20 protein-coding genes are annotated in these 19,996 nt (G+C 67.7%); 5 read left to right on the top strand and 15 right to left on the bottom strand.

What is annotated here, in order from left to right; translation table 11 throughout:
• Positions 1-141: 141 nt before the first annotated feature.
• The 14 genes from KZQ38_RS09625 to KZQ38_RS09560 all read right to left on the bottom strand — a co-directional run bounded on the left by KZQ38_RS09625 (position 142) and on the right by KZQ38_RS09560 (position 11,249).
• Positions 142-1,485 carry a DUF3987 domain-containing protein gene (locus KZQ38_RS09625; protein WP_219440285.1) on the bottom strand — a complete coding sequence of 448 codons (1,344 nt, stop codon included), beginning with the start codon at positions 1,483-1,485 and terminating at the stop codon, positions 142-144.
• Positions 1,482-2,312, bottom strand: coding sequence for a deazapurine DNA modification protein DpdA family protein (locus KZQ38_RS09620; protein WP_219440284.1), 831 nt, complete (start codon positions 2,310-2,312; stop codon positions 1,482-1,484). Before KZQ38_RS09620 ends, KZQ38_RS09625 begins: the two co-directional genes overlap by 4 nt.
• Positions 2,309-3,298, bottom strand: coding sequence for a bifunctional DNA primase/polymerase (locus KZQ38_RS09615; protein ID WP_257900989.1), 990 nt, complete (start codon positions 3,296-3,298; stop codon positions 2,309-2,311). The genes KZQ38_RS09620 and KZQ38_RS09615 overlap by 4 nt, the downstream gene beginning before the upstream one ends.
• Before the next feature lie 320 nt (positions 3,299-3,618).
• Positions 3,619-5,694, bottom strand: coding sequence for a hypothetical protein (locus KZQ38_RS09610; RefSeq protein WP_219440283.1), 2,076 nt, complete (start codon positions 5,692-5,694; stop codon positions 3,619-3,621).
• Positions 5,695-5,746: 52 nt separating this feature from the next.
• Positions 5,747-6,571: a hypothetical protein gene (locus KZQ38_RS09605; RefSeq protein ID WP_219440282.1), complete on the bottom strand. Its 825-nt coding sequence runs from the start codon at positions 6,569-6,571 to the stop codon at positions 5,747-5,749.
• 1,003 nt (positions 6,572-7,574) lie between these two features.
• Positions 7,575-8,426 carry a hypothetical protein gene (locus tag KZQ38_RS09600; RefSeq protein WP_219440281.1) on the bottom strand — a complete coding sequence of 284 codons (852 nt, stop codon included), beginning with the start codon at positions 8,424-8,426 and terminating at the stop codon, positions 7,575-7,577.
• The gene (locus KZQ38_RS09595) at positions 8,423-8,755 is read right to left on the bottom strand and encodes a hypothetical protein (protein ID WP_219440280.1); all 333 of its coding nucleotides are present in this window, start codon (positions 8,753-8,755) and stop codon (positions 8,423-8,425) included. The genes KZQ38_RS09600 and KZQ38_RS09595 overlap by 4 nt, the downstream gene beginning before the upstream one ends.
• Entirely contained in the window at positions 8,755-9,186 is a 432-nt protein-coding gene (locus tag KZQ38_RS09590) for a zinc finger domain-containing protein (protein WP_219440279.1), read from the bottom strand. Before KZQ38_RS09590 ends, KZQ38_RS09595 begins: the two co-directional genes overlap by 1 nt.
• Positions 9,187-9,268: 82 nt before the next feature.
• Positions 9,269-9,445, bottom strand: a complete 177-nt coding sequence (locus tag KZQ38_RS09585; RefSeq protein ID WP_219440278.1) for a hypothetical protein — start codon at positions 9,443-9,445, stop codon at positions 9,269-9,271.
• Entirely contained in the window at positions 9,445-9,813 is a 369-nt protein-coding gene (locus KZQ38_RS09580) for a hypothetical protein (RefSeq protein ID WP_219440277.1), read from the bottom strand. Before KZQ38_RS09580 ends, KZQ38_RS09585 begins: the two co-directional genes overlap by 1 nt.
• A complete protein-coding gene (locus KZQ38_RS09575; RefSeq protein WP_219440276.1) occupies positions 9,813-10,259 on the bottom strand; it encodes an RRQRL motif-containing zinc-binding protein in 447 nt (148 codons plus the stop codon). Before KZQ38_RS09575 ends, KZQ38_RS09580 begins: the two co-directional genes overlap by 1 nt.
• Positions 10,259-10,669 (bottom strand): hypothetical protein, encoded by a 411-nt coding sequence (locus tag KZQ38_RS09570; RefSeq protein WP_219440275.1) that lies wholly within the window; start codon positions 10,667-10,669, stop codon positions 10,259-10,261. Before KZQ38_RS09570 ends, KZQ38_RS09575 begins: the two co-directional genes overlap by 1 nt.
• Entirely contained in the window at positions 10,669-10,989 is a 321-nt protein-coding gene (locus tag KZQ38_RS09565) for a WhiB family transcriptional regulator (protein ID WP_219440274.1), read from the bottom strand. Before KZQ38_RS09565 ends, KZQ38_RS09570 begins: the two co-directional genes overlap by 1 nt.
• A complete protein-coding gene (locus KZQ38_RS09560; RefSeq protein WP_257900988.1) occupies positions 10,989-11,249 on the bottom strand; it encodes a helix-turn-helix domain-containing protein in 261 nt (86 codons plus the stop codon). Before KZQ38_RS09560 ends, KZQ38_RS09565 begins: the two co-directional genes overlap by 1 nt.
• Positions 11,250-11,376: 127 nt before the next feature.
• Here KZQ38_RS09560 and KZQ38_RS09555 point away from each other — a divergent pair, with 127 nt between their 5' ends.
• The 5 genes from KZQ38_RS09555 to KZQ38_RS09535 all read left to right on the top strand — a co-directional run bounded on the left by KZQ38_RS09555 (position 11,377) and on the right by KZQ38_RS09535 (position 17,163).
• Positions 11,377-11,733 (top strand): hypothetical protein, encoded by a 357-nt coding sequence (locus tag KZQ38_RS09555; protein ID WP_219440273.1) that lies wholly within the window; start codon positions 11,377-11,379, stop codon positions 11,731-11,733.
• A gap of 193 nt (positions 11,734-11,926) precedes the next feature.
• Complete coding sequence (locus tag KZQ38_RS09550) at positions 11,927-13,417, top strand: helix-turn-helix transcriptional regulator (protein WP_219440272.1); 1,491 nt, start codon at positions 11,927-11,929, stop codon at positions 13,415-13,417.
• A gap of 6 nt (positions 13,418-13,423) precedes the next feature.
• On the top strand, positions 13,424-13,777 hold the full coding sequence (locus tag KZQ38_RS09545) for a hypothetical protein (RefSeq protein ID WP_219440271.1): 354 nt from the start codon (positions 13,424-13,426) through the stop codon (positions 13,775-13,777).
• Between the two features lie 1,107 nt (positions 13,778-14,884).
• The gene (locus tag KZQ38_RS09540; RefSeq protein ID WP_219440270.1) at positions 14,885-15,730 is read left to right on the top strand and encodes a hypothetical protein; all 846 of its coding nucleotides are present in this window, start codon (positions 14,885-14,887) and stop codon (positions 15,728-15,730) included.
• A gap of 512 nt (positions 15,731-16,242) precedes the next feature.
• Positions 16,243-17,163 carry a hypothetical protein gene (locus KZQ38_RS09535; protein ID WP_219440269.1) on the top strand — a complete coding sequence of 307 codons (921 nt, stop codon included), beginning with the start codon at positions 16,243-16,245 and terminating at the stop codon, positions 17,161-17,163.
• Between the two features lie 358 nt (positions 17,164-17,521).
• Here the strand turns inward: KZQ38_RS09535 and KZQ38_RS09530 are convergent, their stop codons facing one another.
• Entirely contained in the window at positions 17,522-19,951 is a 2,430-nt protein-coding gene (locus tag KZQ38_RS09530) for a hypothetical protein (RefSeq protein ID WP_219440268.1), read from the bottom strand.
• Between the last annotated feature and the right edge of the window lie 45 nt (positions 19,952-19,996).

Here is a 19,996-nt window from a genome sequence, read left to right as displayed (position 1 = left end):
CGTTCGGTCGGGCGCGGTTGACGCGGTTACGCGGTTCGGCGTTGAGCTGGGCTTCCCGATCAGAGCAAACCGCGTAGGTACGCGCTTCGCGCGTGGGCACTTGCCTGTTTGTGCTGGTCAGCGGGTTTACGCGTTACCGCGTCAACCGCGTGGCGGTGCGGTCGCGGCGTAGACCTCGGTGGGCCTGCCGCCCCTGCCGCCGGTTGCCGGGCGGGTGGTGCGGGTGACCTGTCCGGCGTCGATGAGCTGTCCGAGCAGGGTGGTGACCTCGTTGGCGTTCTTGTTGCGCTTGAAGAAGTCTGAGCGGATCTCTTCGCGCGTGCGGCCGGTGTTGCCGGCCTCGCTGATCCAGGCCGTGAGGCGGGTCAGGGTCGGGTCGGCGGTGAAGATCGAGCGGGCGGACGCGATGGAGTAGCGGACCAGGGCGGCAGCCGCGGTGAGGTGGTGGGTGTCGATGAGGTCGGTTCCGTCCAGGGCGGCGTGGACACCGGCGATGCGCAGGCAGTTCGGGGCGGTGCGGGACAGGAACTGCTCGACCGGGCCGCCGTCGCCGTGGTCGATGCCGAATTCGACGTAGAGGCCGCGCCACAGTTGCGCGCCGCGTTCGGTGAAGCCGAGCGCACCGATCCGCGCCCCGTCGCGGAGCCGTTCGGCGAAGCCGCGGCCGAGGTCGGCGACCAGGGCCGGTGCGGCGCCCGTGGCCAGGGGCAGGAACTTGGAGCGGGCGACCGCGATGGGCAGGAAGCGGTTGTAGGTGCCCCCGGCGAGGTCGGAGCTGGAGACCTTGGCGCGGAACTCGTCGGGGGTGATGTGGGCGAGCAGGCCGACGTGGGAACTGGGTGCGATGCGGGCGGAGACGTTGAGGGTGGACAGGTCCCCGCCCTCCCACGCCTGGCGCAGGGTGGCGGACAGGGCGTTGCCCTCGCGCTTCATGCGGGACATGACACCCGCCCACTCGGGCTCGAACACCAACAACCGCAGGTCGCCGGGCGGCAGCAGCCCGGCACCAGCCGGCTTCCGGCCGCGACCAGTGGCCTCCTCATCCGGTTCCTCCGCGAACACCGCCGCCAGGCCCTCGCCGGAGGTGAGGCCCGAGCGGATGTTGGTGCTGGTGAAGTCCGGATCGGTCGCGGCGAGCAACCGCTTCGGCGTGGACCAGGACGCGCCCTTGCGCCCGCCACCGGTGCGCCCGACGATCAGCGGCCACACCAGCAGCGGGTGCGGGTCGTCACCGGCCCGGATGTGCGGGCGCTGTCCCATGTGGACTCCGGCGGCGCAGATCAGGGAGGCGAGGATGCCCACGGGGTCGCCCTCGGTCGAGGCGGCGAGCTTTTCGACGGCGTCACCGAGGTAGCACTCGTAGACCGCCGGGTCGAGCGGCGGCAACTCGGCACGGGCGCGGGCGACTTCGACGTGCGCCCGCGCTTCGGCCGCGTCCACGTCCGGGTCGGTGACTGCCCGAAGCGGTCGGATCGAAGTGGTCATGCTGCTTCTCCGTCGAAAAGCCGCAGCTGCGCGGGGGTTTCGCTTCCCTGCGCGAGTAGGCGGGTGCGCCATTGGAGCGCGTAGGGCAGGCAGTTGGCGCACGTTTTGCCGCCGCGCGGGTGGACCGTGCCGCAAATGACGCGCTTCTTGCGGCGTGCATCCTCAGACCAGGCCAGCGAGTCCGCCGAGTCCAACAGATCGCCGAACATGGCCAGTCCTTTGGTTTTGACTCCGAACCCGTGTAGCCGGTGCAGGCCGCGCTCGCGTAGCGCTTGGATGATGTCGTGCGCCTCTTTCATGCCTTGGCGGCGGCACACGCTGCCTACCCCGACAAGGGATTCTTTAGTGAGGTCGATCCCGGCGCGTTCGTAGAGGTCCGCGCAGCGGAGGTAGTCGTCGCGCTTGTCTCCTTGCACCACCTTGAGCCAAGGCAGATCCGGGGCGAGCATCTCCAGCTCGACCGCGTTGTACACGGTGCGGTTCTGGTGCTCAGGAACCGACAACTTGGTACCCACGAAGAACATGCGTCCGGCCCGGCCACCGGAAATCACGATGGACTCACACATCCAGTCCTGGATGGAGGCGAACTCCATGCGCCCGACTTCGTCGCGGTAGCGCCGGACCCGCGCCACGTACTCGCGTGGCGGCACGGTCCACTCCCCGTACTTCTGCAACTGGGTGAAGCCACCGGAGTCCAGAGCCCACGGCGCAGCCGCGCGCGGCAGGGTCTTGTACTCCCGAAGCCTGGTGTCGGACACGAACAGCGGCACCCCGGCACGAGCCAATCCGGCTGGCTGGTGGAAGCCCAAGAAGAACCGTGCCCTCACGCGACACCCCGCTTCGACGCGGTTCGGGGCTTGTCGTGTCCGGCTTGCAAGCCGCGGGCGATGACGCGCCGGACTTCGCGGTCGGTGCATCCGCACTCGCCGCTGATCATGTGCGTGGCGGCGGAGTAGAGGGTGTCTTCGGCTCTAGACGAGGGGAGTAGTCCCCCGGCGACGAGCTGCCCGAGGGCGACGGCGGCGGTGTACAGCACGATGTTGTGGGCGTTAGGGGTGGCCCTGGCGACCCGGTCAGCCTCGCCGCGCAGTGCGGCGCCCACGTAGGCGGGCAGCCGGTCCGTGGCGATCTGAGCGGGCGCTGTGGTGGCCGTGGAGGGCCGAGCCGCGAGGCGCTGGACCAACCAGGTGGGCAGTTCCGCCACGGGCCGGTCGTGCACGAGCCGGTAGAGGCCGCTGGGAGTGGTCGAGCCCGGCGCGACGACGTAGCCGCCGGCGGAGCGGGTGTCGACCTTCCAGCCGAGTGCGCGTCCGCGGTTGCCCTGGGTGTTACCGAGGCGGACGCCGGCGGGCGCACGGAAGTACAGGTGCAGGCCGCCGGACGGCGTCTGCACGGTCAGGGTGTCGTGCGGGAAGGGTTCGCCTGCCCGGTCGCAGACCAAGGCGAACTCGTCCAGCCCGTCCCGGACCCCCTCCCGTCTAGAGCCCTCCGGTGGGAGGTCGTCCGGCGAGTCGGGCGTGTCCAGGTCGACCACCAACAGCCCACTGGGGCCGGTGGCGACGGCGACGTTGCTGCCGCTGTAGCGACGGCTGTTCCAGTACCAACGGACTTCGCGAGGGTCGTTGGTGGCCCGCTGCTCCCAGGTCTGGTGGGTGGCGGCGCAGATGCCGGTGTGCGGGCAGTTGTCCTCGCTGTGGAACGCCGGTGGCTTCTTGGAGTTCGCCCGCAGCGGGAAGACGTGCCAGCCGCGCGCCACGGCGTCCAGCGCGACGGCGAGCATCGCGTCGCGGTGGGCGGTGGGCTGGCCAGTCATGGCGACCTCCGTAGTGGGTGTCCTGGCACCGCTTTGGTGACGGTGCGTAGTCATGTGCAGGTGTGCGTGGTCGAGCCGCGCAGTGGCGGCCTGGCGGTCGGGAACGGGTCGGGTGTGCAGGTGTGCAGGTGGTTGGCACCCACCCCGGGCGTCAGGGTTTCGCGCTGGTGACGGGGGTGTCGGCTGCACACCTGCACAGGTGCACACCCGGGGTGTGCCGTACCGTGTCGGCGCTGGTCAGAGCCCGTGTGTCACGGGTGTGCCGGTGGGTGTGCAGGTGTGCTGACCGGCACACCCACGGCACACCCGAGGTGTGCCGGTCAGGCGGCGGTGTCGGGCGTCCACGTGGCCACGTCGGCGGGCACCGCGATTTCGCCGCGACGGATACGCTCCGCGACCGTGTCGAGGTCGGCGCGGGCGTAGCCGCGGTTGCGGTCGGGGCCGACGTAGAAGGCGTTGGGCAGGGCTTGCACACCGATCTGCGGCAACAGCTTGCCCAGCACGGTCGGCGTGGTGCCGATCTCGGCGGCGAGCGTGGCGGTGTGCAGGCGGTCGTGCCCGCCGCGCGCGAACACCTCCAACAGCCGGGTCAGCAGGGCGGGTGGTTCCACGGCGGGGGGTATGCCGACGCCGGGGACGTCGATCGGCGGCCAGGTGCTGGGGTCGAGCGGGTCGAACCCAACCGCTGCCGCCGTGGTGAACACGGCCGCGCCGGCGTGCAGCTGGGCGAGGTCGAACCCCTCGGGAAGGGCGTGGTCGGTGTCGGGGGCCTCCAATGCGTCGGGACGGTCGGGGGCCATGGCCTTGTCGGCGACCAGGTGGGCGGCGCGTTCCCAGCGGGTGGCGTAGTCGTTCCCGGCGAGGCGGGTGCTGACCGCGTCCAAGCCGGGGCGGAGCGCGGCGACGGCGCGGGCGCCGGTGGCCAGGGCCGTGCCGACGAGCCGATAGCCCTTGAACCCGGTGGGCTGACCGCTGGTGTCCTGCAAGTACAGGCCGCAGCCCTCGTAGGGCATGTCCTGGGGGTCGGCCTTGCAGTTCCAGCCGAACAGGTAGTTCAGCTCCTCAGGATCGGACACGCGCATGGAGATGCGGGCGCGGGCCTGCTTGCGGACGTTGGTCGAGCCGATCACGTCGGCGGTGGCGGACAGCCCGCAGAAGACCAGGTTGACCGCCATGGCGCGGGCGATGCGCTGGATCTCCTCCAAGTCGTCGCGGAGTTTGGGGTGCTTGGTGCTCTGGCCCATGATCTCGGCGCACTCGTCTACCACGATGGTGATCTGCGGGATATCGGGGGAGACGGGAAGCTTGTCGGTGCCGTGCTGCTCGCACAACTGCTGGTACTCGACCTTGCGCCCCTTGGCGATGCGCAACGCGGCCTCAGTCATCTTCTTCGCCTCGCCCGCGGTGGACGCCACCCAGTCGACCGCCGGGGCGGGCACCTGGTCGCCGGTGTCCGCCAGCCAGGCGCGTACCCAGGGCAGGGACATGCCGCCGCCGTTGAGGTCGATGTGCCAGACCAGGTTGTCCACGCAGCGCACGAGTCCGGCGTTGAGCACCTGCAACTCGTTGGTCTTGCCGCCGCCCTTCTGCCCGGTGAGGATCACGGTGTCGCTGCGCAGTTCCAGCGAAGCCACGGAGGCGTCGCGGTGCTCGCCGATCGGGATCGGGTTGAGGATCGACAGCGGCGACCAGTCCTCGGGATAGGCGATGACCTCTTCCCAAGCGTCCTTTGTGGCCACTCGCAGCAGCGCCGCCCGCCGCGACAAACCGGGCTTCGCTTCGACCGTGCAACCGTTGGGCAGGTCAGCGTCGGCCGCGAGCTGACCCTGGAACTTGGCCAGGTCGCGCCAGGAGTGGCCACCCGGCGGCAGGTTGATGTCCAGGGTGTAGCCGGTGCCCTGTTCCCACTTCTGCACGCCCATGATCTGCACGTTCTTGATGCCGCACACGCGCTCGATGCGGGCTTCCCACTCACCGGCGGCGCGGGCTCGTTGGCGGGTGAAAACGACTTCGCGCTTGATCTCCTCTCGCTTGGTCGTGGTGGAGCGGACCAGGGTGGCGGTCATCCCGCCGGCCACGCCGAGCACCGCGAGCGACGACACCGACGCCAACGACCAGGGCGAGGTCTCCAGCGCCCACACCATCCACCCACCACCGGCGACCCACCCGGCGGCGCGGGCGAGCACACCGGGCCGGGAGGTGCCACGGCCGGCGGCGGTCACCGCGTGGGCGACCGCGCCGACCGCAGCGCCACCCAGCGCCCACGTCGGCGGCATGTCCAGCAGGGAACCGACCATGCTGGTGGCCAGCACACCGCCGGCGGTGTTGACCGTGCCGGTGATGGCGTTGTGCTTGCCGGCCCAGTCCAGGCCGCCTCGCGTGGTCCTGGCGTTCATGGTCGGTTCCCTCCCGGAATTGTTGTGCCGCAACGGTTGGTGGTGCTTCGGATCAGCGGGCGACGTTCCACAGGTGCTCACCCGGGCGCGGGGCCTGGTGGCGGGCGAGGTCGATGGAGTGCGCTCGGGAGAACAGGCCGGGGACCTCGTTCGCGGCCGACGCCGCGACACCGAGCGCCCGGTAGACCTCGGCGAGCTTCTCCATCACCACCGGGTGCACCGGGTACTCCGCGCTGCCCCTCTTGACGAACGTGGACAGCGCCAACGCCAGGTGGCCGATCGCCTCGGGCCACTGCTGGAGGTCCCCGCCGAAGTAGGCCATGGACTCCGGCGCGTAGCGCGCGGCGCGGGCGGCCTGCTCCATGGCCAGGTCGGAGATGTTGAAGCGGGACACGGTCGTACCTCCTGTGCTGGTGGGGATGAACGACTCCGGCGCTGCCGGGTTGTCGCTGGTGGTGCGGCGTAGCCACGCGGGCCGCCGCAGGGGCAGGGGCTTGGGCGCGGGCACGGAAACCCGGATGACGAACGGGCCGCTGTGGGCGGGGCTGAGGCGGACCCGGTCGGCCACGACGTAGCCGCGGTGGACGTCGGCGGACCCCAGCGCCAGTAGTAGCTGTGCCTGCCAGTGCTGTTGCCAGGCCGCGTAACCGGTGGCCGCGACCCATGCTCCGGCCGCCCAGCCAACCGCCCGCGCCATGCGCACCGGCGCGAGCATCGGCGGCCGGTCGAGGACAGCGGTGCGGCCGTAGACGATCCGGTAGGTCGCTGACGCTGCGGCGCGTGCGGTGGACGCTTCGGCGATGACCTCGCGCACCATCCGCCGGTGGCGGCGGGCTCGTTCTGCTTCCTGGTACGCCCGCCGTGCGGTGTCGTGCAATGCCGCACGCTCACCAGTCACCTGGCGCAGCACGCCATGGGCGGCACGTGACCAACCGCGTACGGCGCCCGCCGCCGCGCCGCGCCAACCGCGCCGACTCCGCAGTCCCGCGCCGTTGCCGCCGGTAGCGGCGAGGCTGCTGCTCCGGACACCGTGCTTGCGGCCCGTCGCGACACCAGTACCGCCGCGACCACCCAGGCCACCAACGGCACGACCAGCGCCGCGCCGGCGACCCGGTAAGCCACTTCCACCGGTGCCATGGCCGATCGCGCCACGCCCACCGGCGCGGCCTGCGCCGAACAACCGCTTCAGCGGCCCGCGCCGGTCGGCGACGCTGCCGTTACGTCCACCGGGCGGGACCGTCTTCTTGGCCGCCTGGGAACCACGACCGGCCTGCTGGGCATAGGCCGCTGCCGCGCGCCCGCCCGGTCCGGTCCGCTTCCCGGCGACCCCGGCGGCACCACGGCCAGCCGCAGCAGCACGGCGGCCGGCCATCGCGGCACGTGCCCTGTTCACGAGTCCCGCGACGCCGCGCCCGGCGTGGCGAGCCCCGCCCCGACTGCCCGCACGGCCGCCCGCACGGGCGGCGGCGGTACCGGCAGCCCGGGACCGGGCGGCCCGCCGGGCGCGGCTCCGCCGAACACCGGCCACGGCGGCGGTCGTCCCCGCCACCGCGCCGGCGACCAGCAGCCCCGGCACCCCACCCGCGTACGCGGCGGTACTGCCCGCGATGGTCGCCAGTTCCGCAGCCGTCACGGCCGCGGGTACTCCCGGCACCACCAACGGCGCGGGCGTGGACTTGGTACCGGCTGCGCCGCGTGAAGCGGTACGGGCGGGCGACGCGGTGGCGATGCCGGGCTGTTCCCGTTGGACCTTCGGAGCTTCAGTACCGGTGTTCGGTACCGGGCGGTTGGTGTCCGGTACCGCGTCGACAGTCTGGGCCATGTGGATCACCTCCTCTTCGGTCGGTTGTTGAACTTGTCGTCCTCGCAAGCCGTCCCGGTCAGGCGGCGGGCTGGGAGAGCAGGTGGGCCAGGACATCGCGGCGCAGCGCCACGGCGCGGTTGCGGCCGATGCCCAGCGCCTGGACGTCGTCCACGCGCACGTGGCTGCCGTGCTGGTCGTGGTAGTCGCGAGCGGTCCGCACGGCGCGGTCCCACAGCTCCGGCCCCCACACCTCACGCGGGTCGCGGTCCTCCGCGTGGGCTTGGTCGGTACCGGTCGGTCGGTCCTCGGTGGGCGTGGCCTGAACCGAGGTGGCGGCCGGCTGGTCGCCGGCCGGAGCGGCGGTACCGGTGGTGAGGGCCGCCCGGTGATCGGTACCGGAGAAGTCGGTACCGGCATCGGCAGTACCCGATTCCCGCTTGGCGGAGTACCGCACCGGCACCGGTTGTGACGACGGGGCCGGTACCGAAACCAGCACCGGCGCGGTAGCGCTCACCGCCAGCGACACGAGGTGCGACAGCAACCCGGCCAGCAGTACCGGCCCGGCACCGACCGCGACCGCCGCGCCCAACGGCAGCGCGGGTACGGTTCCACCGTCGATCAACAGCGGCCGTCCCTGGTCGTCCAAGGCGACGCTGGTGACCGCGTGCCAGGTGTTGAGCCCCAACTCCATGCCACCGGCGAACAGCAGCACCGCCCATGCCCAACGCCGTACCGGGCCGCTGCCGTCGATGACGTAGTTCAGCGCCAGCAACGTGGACACCGCGAACACCAGGGCCAGCACCACGCCGAACCCGACACCGAGCATCGGGGCGACCGCGCGCACTTCGCCGTTCACGGTCAACGCCAACGCGCCGGTCATCACCGCGAACAACGCCGCTTTGCGCCAGTCCTTGCGCCGCCTGGTCACCGCTGCACCTCGCCGGTGACCGGGCCTGCCGCGGTGACGCCGTCGAACTCGTCATCGTCGCGAGCACGGCGGGCTTCACGGGCGGCGGCGCGGATCTCCGAGCGGGTTACCGCCCGCGTGGCGACCATCCGCACGACACCGCCGTGCGAGGCCCGCGCCGCCCACCTCACGCACAGCAGGTAGAGCAGCGCCACCAGCACCGCGATCACCGTCCACCCGAGCGGGGCCAGCCACCACATCACGGCCACCAAGAGCACCGGGGCGATCACCAACTGGGCCAGGCCAAGCGCGATCCACAGCGGCAGCGTCAACATGCGTCCGAGCGTCATCACCGCTCCCCGTCCTCGTCGGAGTCGTCCTCGCCGGCGGTGCCCCAGACAACGGCCTCGCCGCTGCCGTCGCAGACCGCGCAGTCGGCGCGGCCGTCCGACGAGGTGCCGGAGCCGCCGCAGGTCGGGCAGTCGGTCGTGTAGCCCTCGGCGCTGGCCGGGTCGGTCCACAACCAGCCGCGCGCGTCGCAGGTCGAGCAGTCCACGTAGGCGTTCTCGTCCCACTGCTGGCCGCTGCCCCGGCAGTCCCGGCAGAACACCTGGACGAGCGGGCCGGTCGGGAACCGGTCGAAGGTTCGCCCGCCGCACTCGCAGACCCAGACCTCGTACGTGCTGCCGGTCAACTCGTTGATCCCGCGTTGCCCGGTGTCCGAGAAGTTGGCGTGCTCGTCCCACTCCGGGACGCAGCCGCCATTCCCGCCCGTCTTCACGATCGGCTCCCTTCGCTCGACTCGATCGCGGGCGCGATCTCCACTTCGGTGCTCCCGATACGGATCTTCATTGGTTGTCCCCTCACCGACTGCGCTGGTTGTCGGGGTTGCGCGGGCAGCTGAACGAGTGCGAGTTGGACACCTTGCAGCCGCCGCACTTCGGGCAGTGGTTGCGGGCCTCGACCAGGCCGCAGTTGACGCACTTCGGGGCGACGGCCACGCCGCCGGCCTGGTCGTCGGGCTTGTTCTGCGCGGCCATCACGCGACCTCCCGCGTGCCGGGAACCGCGGGGCGGTCGCGGTGAACGAGGGTCAGGCACCGCTCGCACCAGGTGAACTGCCTCGTGCACCGGCCGTCGTCGTCCTGGTGGTGCCCGGACGACTGGGAGCACTCGCAGTCGGCCCAGTGCCGGGTGACGTGCCCGTGCTCGGCGCACGTGCGCTCAGCCACGCACTGCGCGCAGCTCAACGCCCGCCCGTTGCCGGTGACGTGCCACCCGGACCGCGACAGCCACTCCAGCGCCTCGGACTCGGTGCCGAAGTAGACGGTGCGCCCCCGCTCCTCGTCGCGGCACGCGTCACCGCAGGTGTCGCAGCTGACCGCGATGCACACGGTGGTGGTCATCATCAGGCAGCCCTCCCCACGGATTCGTTGGCGTCAGCGAAGAAGCAGGCCGAACACAGCCTGCGCGGACCGCGCACGACGTGGTCCACGTAGCCCTGGTGCGCCTGGCAGAAGCGGCGAGCCCGCATCGCTGCCTGGTGCGCCCTCCACATGCCCGGCGTCATCGCGCGAACCGGCACCGCGATCTCCTCGCGCCACAGCTCGCACACCTCCTCGGTGCGCGCCGGAACGCGGTGCCGGAACACCAACAGCGCGTCCGGGTCCGCCGTGCCGGGCTGCAACCCCTTCGCCCTCAGCTGCCGCCGCGTGTAGAGCCCGGCGGGAACCGCTCCCGGGCGGCCACGCCACCCGAACACCGGCAACCCGTCCCGGACACCGCGGCTGACCACCGCCATCCCGTTCCACGGCAACACCACCGTGCGGAACTCGACCCGCGACCGACGACCCATCACGCCGCCGCCTCGCTGGCCCGAACCACCTGCGCGGCCTCAAGGAACACCGGCCCGCTGTCCGGGGACAACGTCAACTGGAACTGCGAGGCGACCCTCGGCGCGGCCTTCCACACGTCCAAGTGCGTCCACACCTTGACCTGGACAACGCCCACCGGCGTCTCGACCTCGCCCCGGGACAACACCCGCACGTACTCCCGCTGCGGCTCCAGCGAGACGTGAGAGATGCCCAGCGCCAGCGCCCAACGCGCCACCGTCACCAACTCGTCACCGTGGTGGTCCAACTGCAACGTGATGTCGGTGCTGGACCCGCCACCGTTGGTCACGAACACGTCCGGCAATTCCGCCGCCAGCTCCGCGTGCGACCGCACCAGGTGCGCGGCGGCAGCGATGTTCTTCGCGAGGCTCATCACGCCACCTCGCCCCTCGATCGGCCAGCCGCCTTGCGGCGTCCGCGCAACAAGGCCACGCGCTCTTTCGCGGTCAGCCCGCCCCGCACGCCGTACTGGTTGTCGGTGCCGAACGCCAGTTCCTCCTCCAGGCACTCGACCCGGATCGGGCACCCGGCGCAGATCGCCTTGGCCGTCCTGAGACGCAAAACGATCTCGTTGGGCGACTCCCTCAAGTGGTCCGCCACGTTCGACGAACGGCCGAACCACAACTCCGCCTTGGTGTTCCTGCACGGCCGGTCCGGCCAGCCCGTGAGGCCCTGCAACGTCGTAACGCCCATCACGCCACCACCGGCAGCTGCGGCGTCGACGCCAACGCGGCCTCCTGGCACGCCTTCACGTACTCCGCGATCGCGTCCTCCGGGATGCGCAGCGCGCCCTTCCCGGTACCGACCTTGAGCGCCCGCAGGGCGCCGGACTCGATCGCCCGGTAGATCGTCGCGGCCGAGACGTCCAGCAGCTCGGCCACCGCCTTCACCCGGAACATCCGGGGCGTGTTCGTCTCCACGTAGTGCTCCTGTCTGCGACTCCTGAGAGACAAGCAACTAGTGCTAGTGCTGACATTAGTGCTGAAACTAGCAGTGTCAACACGCGGCTGAGCCGGTGGAGGAGGCGAGCGATCGGCAAGCGCTAATGTTCGTGCTGAAACCAGCAGCTCAGGAGGGTCTGTGGCCAAGGATTGGGCGGCCGTCGCAACGGCCATCACCACCCGTATGGCGGAGCTGGACATGAAGCAGGCGGAGTTGAAGGCGGAGTCCGGCCTGTCGTTGCAGACCGTCCGGGAGATCCAGCAGAACCTCCAGCCGCGGGATCGCAGCAAGCGGACGCTGGCAGCGTTGTCGGAAGCGCTCAAGTGGCCCCGCGACCACCTGTGGCTGGTGCTCGAAGGGCACGACCCTGGCGACCCGGATGCCGACGACCCGGTGCTGAAGCAGCTCGCGGAGTTGCGGGAGCAGGTCAACTCGATCACCGCCCGGCTCGAAGCGATCGAGCGGCGGCAAGCTGACGGCGACGCGCGATCATGAGCTTGTCGATCGCAGCCGAGAGGGCGTTCGCGCTGGCCCGAAGGTCCGCCAAAACTGTGCTCTTGGTCATGCAATGATCACAGCAAGTAGTCGCGAGCCCTTCGACCACGGCGATCGCCCGATCTGAGGCCAGACGGGGGACATTGAGGGGACATCGCGGGCTCGGGGCCGCTCAAGGTCCTAGCGTGACCACATGGTTGTGGCCCCTGACGCCCGAACGCCGAACCTCGCGCTGATCGCACTGCGGGAAGACGCGGGCCTCTCCCAAGAGGACCTGGCCCGCGAGCTGAACGACCGAGCAGCGCGCAAGCACGGCAAGCACCCCAACATCACCAAGAAGACGGTGGGGCGATGGGAACGCGGCGAGGTCGACTGGCCGCAGCCGTTCTACCGCCGGCTGCTCGCCGAGCACTTCGACCGAGCGGTGGACGAACTCGGCTTCCGTCGCCCGCAACGAGCATCCGCGCCCGCGATGACGACGACCGACGAGCTGCTGACGCTTGTGGCCGCGCCAGGCGCCCTCGATCCAAGAGTTGAGCAGGACCAGAAGCGTTGGCAGGAAGCCCGGCAACTGCTGGGCGGGCACCGCCGTGCCCTGGCGGTCGCGGCGCAGCAGCTTTACCCCGACGGCCAGGTGCCGGGCCTGGAAGGAACAGGCGTCATCGCACACCCGTCGTGGATTCCGCCGAAGCCCGTACCGCTCGGCAAAGTCGTACTGGACCTCGACACCCACTCGGACTCGCCGGCCGTCAATGGCTCCGAAGCCGAGAGTGCCCAGGTCCGCCCGCTGGCGTCGGCCGAACATCGCTACCGGCGCTACAGCCACGCCATCCGCGACCTGGCGTCCCCGCGGCTGTTCGAGAACCGCCTGTGCTTCCGCCTGGTCGGCATGGACTGGACGCTGCCGGTCATCCAGTTCCAGTTCGGTGTCATGGGCTTCTTCGACTCCATGGACACGAACGAGGCGTTGGCGCACGAGATGGCGATGCACCACCTCTCGCGCGACCAGCACGGCGACGTAACCCTGACCCGCCCGTCGTGGCGGCGGCTCGCCTTCCGCAAGCTGATAGGAGACCCGTTCGACCTCACCCGCCGCCCGCTCATGGGTGCGATCGGCACGCTCACCATCAGGGCGGGGGAGAGCCCCAGCATGATCCTGCATCAGCGGGACGGAGGCCGCGTCGCGGGCGGCGGCAGCATGGCCCACCTGCTTCCCGCAGGGATCTTCCAGCCGTCCAGCGTGCTCCCCGAGTCGGTGGCGAACGACTTCTCAATCTGGCGCAACATCCAGCGCGAGTTCGCGGAAGAGCTTCTTGGGCACGCCGAGTACGACGGCAGCGGACAGCCCATCGACTACGAGCGTGTCGAGCCGTTCTCTTCGCTTGACCAGGCGCTGACAGACGGCCGTATCCGCGTGTACTGCCTGGGCGTGACGCTGGATGCACTCACGCTGACCGGCGACATCCTCACAGTCGCGGTGATCGAGCCGACCACCTATGACGAGATGTTCAGGGACGCTGTGGACAGCAACGACGAGGGCACCATCCCTGCCAGGGCGTTGCCGTTCGAAGGCAACACGATCGAGCGGCTATGTCAGTCGGGGCAGTTGTCCCCAGGTGCCTCTGCCGCGATCCACCTCGCGTGGTCGCACCGCAGGGAGATTCTGCACCGGGATGCGAGGTAGGGGCACATGGCCGTAAGAGACACCGATCCGTACGAAGAAGAGCTTGAGGAGTTCCGGCGGAAGATCAAAGACAAGGCGAGGTTACGTGATGAAACCAGCTATAAAGGGTCGGTCTGGTTGAGGCTTCAGGACGAGATTGACCGGCTCACTGAGGAGATGCTGGAGTTTGAGGCAAGCATCCCTGAGCTTCGGAGGGCTGACCGGACAGAGGCACGGCAGCTGCGAAAATTCGGGGTCATGCTCCTGCTCGCCTCTGGTCTGATCTTGACAGCCGTAATTCTGGGCTGGTTCTCGCCGTGGTGGCTGATCGGGGTGGCGGTGCTCGCGTTCTTGGGTATTGGCGGGTTGTTGCCTGACTAATAGGCTTCGCGCCGCGCGAGAGCAAGGCCATCCCCGCGTGCGCGGGGAAGACAGGCCGGGCGGCGTGCCGCGGGCCTTGGCCTCGGGACCACCCCCGCGTGCGCGGGGAAGACCTTTGCCCGTCGGACTCGGCGGGGTGGTCGTGCGGACCACCCCCGCGTGTGCGGGGAAGACTGCGTGGTGCCCGTCTGCCCGAGCGCCGGGATCGGACCACCCCCGCGTGTGGGGGGAAGACGCCGGGGAACGACATGCCGGGGTGTCGAGCCCCGGACCACCCCCGCGTGTGCGGGGAAGACACTTCTTGACCTGGCACTTTACCTGGTAAGTAAGCCGTTTTGATTCGGTTCACCACAGTCTCTTTATTGAGATGGTGTTCAGCTACCCATCTTGCCGCGTTGCCCACCCAGGGCTTCGCCAGGGGAGACGTCCGTGATGTTGGACGCCGTAGTGGCGTCCCTGAGGCGGGCCGGGTCTGGTCTACAGCCAGCAGTAAGAGTGTGCAGCTTGCGATGGGGCTGTGTGTCTTGCTCGGGAGACGCAGCGCCCATGCTGATCACTTGACGTTCGATCAAGTCCAACGGCTCGCGTGGACCGCGCGTGGACCGGAACCCAGCGATTGCAGCAAGACCTGAGATCGTGGCGCACTTGAGTGTGGATGTCAGAGACCATGTTTTCCCAGGTATGGCTACATGGACGTCCGCGAATCAAGTGAGGCGACGTCGGCCGCGCAGCTGTGCTCACCTGACAGGCCATCAAGCGGACCGTGGCACCTCGTGTCGGCAGCGATGTCACGAAGCGTGATCAGGAGACCGGGAGCGCCATCCAAGATCGTTGGGAGGTAGATTGATCTATAGGCGCTGCGCATCTTGTACAGGGGAGAGCGATGCTTACACCTGCCGACCAAGGGCACTTTCGAAAGTATCTAACGACTCTTGGTGTAGCCATCATCGTTGGATCGATCGGATTAGGCGGTTTTTTCTGCAGGCTCAAGGAGACCTGTCGATTGAACAGGAAAAACTATCGAAGTTGACTCCGGCGGCACAAGAGGCCATACGACGAAAGCAAGGAATAATTCTCACCGTAACGAAAGTCGTACCGTACGCCGTTGTGGGTCTCACTTTAATGGGGCTCACGCTTACAGTTTTCGGCTTAAGTGGATGGAGCAAAAGACAGAAAGTGCAGGACCGGAGGGATGATATTGAACTTGACAAGCTATCTGTTGAATTTACCCGGTTGACGCAAGAAGAAAAAGAAGAGAAAGCCGAGACGGAAGCGAACGACTTGGTGCAGGAACAAGGGGTCGACCATGAGGCTTCGGCCGTTGTTGCACCAACTAACGATTCGATTTCGTCGACTGGTGAACAGCCTAGAGAGGACCCACTTCCGAAAATAAATCACCAAGCGGACCAGTCAACAGGGCAAGCTTCACAAAATGCCCCCTTCGAACGAAGGCAAGTAACGGTACGCGAACTGCGAGACAAGATGCTCGCCTTCGAAATAGAGTTGACCCGCAAGCTCTCAACAATTTTCAAATCCGACGAGATCTTTGCTGGCGTTCGGATTGGTCGCACGAATGGCCCGGCGCTTGAGGCCGATGTCTACGTGCGGCCCGCAATGAGTCATGATGCATACGCATTCGAGGTGAAGTACGTAGATCCGAAAGTTTCACCCCGGCCGGTAATTGCTCGCGCCTTAACAAAATTGGCACTCGTTGCCGATAGCCTGAATGGCATGCGCAATAATGCAAACCGTGATGTTATTCCCGTCCTAGTGCTAATCACTAAAGGTGATCCAAAAATTCTGGATGACGCAATCCTGACCGAAGTTGCGGCCGCGCAAAAACTGCTCCCCCGCCTGCCTGTTGCACTCCGGTACCGTGAAGATGTATTTCAGAATCTCACAGGACCGGAGATGATGGAGGGCATTCGAACGGGATTAAAAAACTTGCCTTGAGTCAACGGTGCGCTTGCCGCCGGATCAAGTGGCGCGGCGCTCGTGGACCACGCGTGGACCAGAAACCCAGAAATGACAGCGAAACCTGAGACGGTAGCCTGCGTGAGTCGACAGTGGAGACTGTCTTTTCCCAGCTAGATGGCTACCAGGACGTCCTGGGGGTCAAGGGGTCGCAGGTTCAAATCCTGTCGTCCCGACGGTCTGAGAAAGCCCGCTGGCTCTGGAGCGAAAGCCCAGGTCGGTGGGCTTTTTCGTGCGCCTGTGTCGATCTTGGAAGTGGTCACGGGGCGGTAACGAAACGATCTTCATGAGGATGGTGGAGGAGCGAATCGGGAGCGACTCGCTCCTGATTTTTTGCCAGCACCGAATGGGGTCGCCACCCGAATGGGTGGTTCTGTTGAACCTGCCTGGACCGGGTCTGACGTGCGCGGATCGACGTGAACCGACCTGGTTCGGAGGGTTCCGTGGGTGGGTGTTGGTCGTAGGGTCGTGGGGTGGTCGACAGTGGTGGGGTGCGGCGTCGTTTCAAGGTGACCGCCGAGGTGCTGGTCGAGGTGGTCGGTGAGGCGCCGCTGGAGCGGTCGGCGGTGCGGTCGGTTGTTGGGTCCGTCTTTGTGGTCGGTGGCGGTTCCGGTGGGACCGTGGTGCGGTTTCGTCGGGACGGGTCCGAGGGTGTGCGTGGTGACCCGGTGGCGGCGTTGGAGGCCGTGGTCGACCCGGTCGCCATCGTGGACTGCGAGGGTGTGGAGGTTGTCGGTGCGCGGTACTGGGCCGTCGAGGCCGATGGTCAGGGGGAGGTGTGGCCGGACTTCGCCGCGTTGTTCCCGGAGTGCGGCTGTGGTGGCGGGGACTGCGAGAGGTGCGCGGCGGGGATGCTGACGCCGCGGACGGTCGCGGTGTTGTGGTCGGCCGCGGGGATGTTGGCGGATCTGGCCTACGGTGACGTGCTGGAGTTCGGTGACGGCCCGGTGGACCCGGCGGGCGGCTTGTGGTCGGTATTCGGCGAGTTCCCCCGGATCACCTGGCGTCAGGACGCGCTGTGGCGGCGTCAGGCGGCCCGTTCGTTCGACGACCTGGCCGCCGACCTGGCGGCGGGGGAGTGCCCGCGACCCCGGTGCGCGGCCGAGGAGATGGCCCTGCACCTGATTCTGCGCTACGCGGAGTCGGCGGTGGACGACGGTTGGTCCGGCCTGGACACGCGCTTCGCCGGGCTGCCCGAACGCGGCGACGACCTGGACTGGGCACTGCTGTCCGACGTGCTGTTCACCGACCACGACATCCTCGAACTGTTCGATCCCGGCCGCGACGGCATCGAGGACCCCGACGACGACCACAACCGCCGTCTCGACATAGGCGACTACCGCCCCAACGCCTGGTTCACCACCTTCGACCACGCGCAACCGCGCGACCCCAGGCGACCCTTCCGCCGCTGAAGCCCGCTCGGCGGTGTGGGGCCACGACCGGCGTCAGCCTCCGTTGAGACGACCGAGGCACGAAGTGTGCGTTCGTGTCCCCGGCAGGAGCACCAAAGGATGGGAACAGGGCTGACCAGCGGATTCGTACCGGCAGTCTGGTAGTTGCGGCGCGATTCGCGCTGTGACGTGTCGCAGACCGGCGTGCCGTGGGAAGTCCCGGGGCCGCATGACGGACCAGGCCATCACTGGTGGTCTAGTTCACCGTGCCGCGAACACCCGCTATTGCCGATGAGCGGTCGCGTTCTCCACGTCCAGCCCCGTCGGGTGGATGCGCCTATGAGAACCAGGACGCTATTCAGAATTCTCGGTTTCGGAACTACTTCCGGCGCTTTTTCTTGCTCCGTCGGCGGCGTGTGGTGCGCCGCGTAGACCACGAATCTGGTGACGAGGTATAGGCCATGGTCCTCAAGCCAAGATCTTCGACGAGTGCATCGAGTTCGGCGTCTTCGCCAACCGGATGGTTGTTGTAAACGACGAGCTCGAGGTTGCCGGCTTCGTTGAAAAGCAGGCCGTATGACCGGTCCGACTTCATCTGGTGGCGCTTGACGTGTATGTACGCTTGGAGGCGCTGTCGGGCTGGTTCCAGAGAGATTCCACGTGGGCGGGAGCCGATGAACACAGTTGGATGGCCCCAGGTTCCTGCCAAGGAGAACATGCCGTCGTGTAGTCGGCCGTCGTTGCGGGCGCGGCGGATACACTTGTCGATGGTATTAAGAAGACGTTGCTGGCCGCTGCCGGATAGGGCGAGGAGGTCAGCGCCGAAGCGAATCATGCCATTGCTGTGAGCGTCGACTACGTCGATGAGCTGGAGGACGCGCGGCAGGGCGCTATAGGTCGGTTTCAAGAGGTGAACGTCGTCGGCGGAGTCGTAAGTTTGATCGCGGGCCATCCAGGCGTTGAGGCGGAGGCACTGTTCACCGACTCTTGTGGGGATAGCGCTTCGGACGCGCTCTTTCCGATCACGGTTTGCGACCCGGCCGCTCGTCGGGTGTTCCTCGCGGAGTTTGTCGGGATCGGGTTCGACGTAGAGGTCGGCGTTCATGAAGAGCATGAAGAGGTCTAGTTCGTCGGATGCCTTGTAGTAGGTGGCGATATCGGAGTCAGTGCGGCGGCGTAGGTACAGGAGGAACTCGGAGGGGCGGTCGCAGACCTGAGCGATGGTTTCGAGGTCGTGCAGGGACGTGACCCAGGGTGTGCGTTCGGCGGGAAGTAGTCCGGTTTTGCGATGGTCGCCGAGGCTGGTGCCGAGAGGGCCAATGTCGTCGAGGAGTGCGACGACAGAACGGACTTCGCGAATTTCGGACAAGTCGAGCCAGGAGCCGTCTTCGAGCCAGAGGCCAGCATTGGTCTCAATGAGTGCTTGGAGGCGTGCGGCTTGCTTGCAGCCGTCGCCGATGGTGGCCTTGAGGTCGCTCCAGAGTCGCCTGACGTCGCCTCGACGTGCGGCTGACGCCATCGACTTGCCTTTGACTTCGACACAAATGGCGACGTCGCCAACGACGAACAGGCCATCTCCTTCGACCGGCTTCCCGACGGACTTCAGGCTTGCACAATCGCGACTGAGGAGGGTGTGGGTTTCGTTGTCGTTGGGTGCGTAGTACGTGAACCCAGTGAGCCTCGCCGGGGTCCGCAGTACCCTTTCGAGCGAGGAGGTTGCAAGTCGTTCGCTGACGACCTGACGGACTTTCTGGTCGTAGCGGTGGAACTGCTTCGTACCGGCCAGAGCAGTCTCCACAATCCGTCGGAGCGAGTCGAGTCCCACACCGGTCGCAGTCTCCACGTAGTTGCCGGCACCGTCCGAAACCAGAGGCGTGATCTGAAACGGGTTGCCACTCGTGAGGAGGTCGTAGACCCGGCGGGCGGGCAGGATGCTGTTGTCGAACGTCTGGGCGTAGGACTCCAGGACTGCCCGGACCACCTCCACGTCGGCGCCAGTGTCAGCGGCGATGTCCTCGGCGGTGATGATGGCTCGGTCTGCGGGCAGGAACATGAAAGAGACCATCGCTGCCATGAACTCTTGCTTCACCCCGTCGGGGATCTGGTCTGGTGGCGTCCCGTGGTGCTGCATCACGATCGCGCCGGTGTCGTCACGCAGTCTGGTCATCCTGGAGCTACCGAGCTGGCCCATGGAGTTGCGAACCGCGATTACGTCGGGGTAGGTGTAACCGAGGTGCTCGGCCATGAGTGGGGCGACGATAGCGTTGTCGAACAGCTGTCTCTCGTGGGCCTCGCGGATGGTGTCGTACTGGAGGTTGCGAATGTGGAGAACCGCGCCCTGGTACTCCGCGGCCAGCGGCGCGAGCGGATCGTCGCTGATGTGCGCCTCGAACTGCTGCCGGTAGATGGACAGCCGCCCGAGGCGTTGGGCCCGGCTATGGAGATCGCTGATGGCTTCGTGCGGCCGGGTATCCATCCTGGGCGTGTCTGTGGGCTTGCGGGCCCCGCGGCCGAGCAGCATCGCAGCGACGATCTCAACGTTGAGCGCTGCCCCGTCCCATTGGAGGTTCGGGTCCGGGACCGGCGGGAACTCCCGCATGCGCATCAGCTCGACGACGTCGAACGCGTCGGCATCCTCGACGAGCTTGAGCATCTCATCGACCTCAGCGACCACCTCACCGTGAAGTACCCCGCGAGCATCGGCGACGGTCCTACAGACACGGAACAGGCCGATCTCGGTTGACGGATCACCGAGATGTGCAGGATCGAGGTTGCCCAGGAACCGGGCAGCGGGATTGCGCCGTGCCATCCCTCACCCCCTTCTTCTCGACGTCGAACCTACGAGCAGATACCG

The organism is Saccharothrix obliqua, assembly GCF_019375475.1.
Taxonomy (GTDB): domain Bacteria; phylum Actinomycetota; class Actinomycetes; order Mycobacteriales; family Pseudonocardiaceae; genus Actinosynnema; species Actinosynnema obliqua.
The sequence above is the reverse complement of the archived record's forward strand: the minus strand, read 5'-3'. Positions and strand labels throughout refer to the sequence as shown.

Coding starts and splice junctions, on each gene's coding strand:
- KZQ38_RS09625 (WP_219440285.1), bottom strand. CDS start 1,485: ATGACCACTTCGATCCGACCGCTTCGGGCAGTCACCGACCCGGACGTG.
- KZQ38_RS09615 (WP_257900989.1), bottom strand. CDS start 3,298: ATGACTGGCCAGCCCACCGCCCACCGCGACGCGATGCTCGCCGTCGCG.
- KZQ38_RS09610 (WP_219440283.1), bottom strand. CDS start 5,694: ATGAACGCCAGGACCACGCGAGGCGGCCTGGACTGGGCCGGCAAGCAC.
- KZQ38_RS09595 (WP_219440280.1), bottom strand. CDS start 8,755: ATGACGCTCGGACGCATGTTGACGCTGCCGCTGTGGATCGCGCTTGGC.
- KZQ38_RS09585 (WP_219440278.1), bottom strand. CDS start 9,445: ATGGCCGCGCAGAACAAGCCCGACGACCAGGCCGGCGGCGTGGCCGTC.
- KZQ38_RS09580 (WP_219440277.1), bottom strand. CDS start 9,813: ATGATGACCACCACCGTGTGCATCGCGGTCAGCTGCGACACCTGCGGT.
- KZQ38_RS09575 (WP_219440276.1), bottom strand. CDS start 10,259: ATGGGTCGTCGGTCGCGGGTCGAGTTCCGCACGGTGGTGTTGCCGTGG.
- KZQ38_RS09570 (WP_219440275.1), bottom strand. CDS start 10,669: ATGAGCCTCGCGAAGAACATCGCTGCCGCCGCGCACCTGGTGCGGTCG.
- KZQ38_RS09565 (WP_219440274.1), bottom strand. CDS start 10,989: ATGGGCGTTACGACGTTGCAGGGCCTCACGGGCTGGCCGGACCGGCCG.
- KZQ38_RS09550 (WP_219440272.1), top strand. CDS start 11,927: ATGGTTGTGGCCCCTGACGCCCGAACGCCGAACCTCGCGCTGATCGCA.
- KZQ38_RS09545 (WP_219440271.1), top strand. CDS start 13,424: ATGGCCGTAAGAGACACCGATCCGTACGAAGAAGAGCTTGAGGAGTTC.
- KZQ38_RS09530 (WP_219440268.1), bottom strand. CDS start 19,951: ATGGCACGGCGCAATCCCGCTGCCCGGTTCCTGGGCAACCTCGATCCT.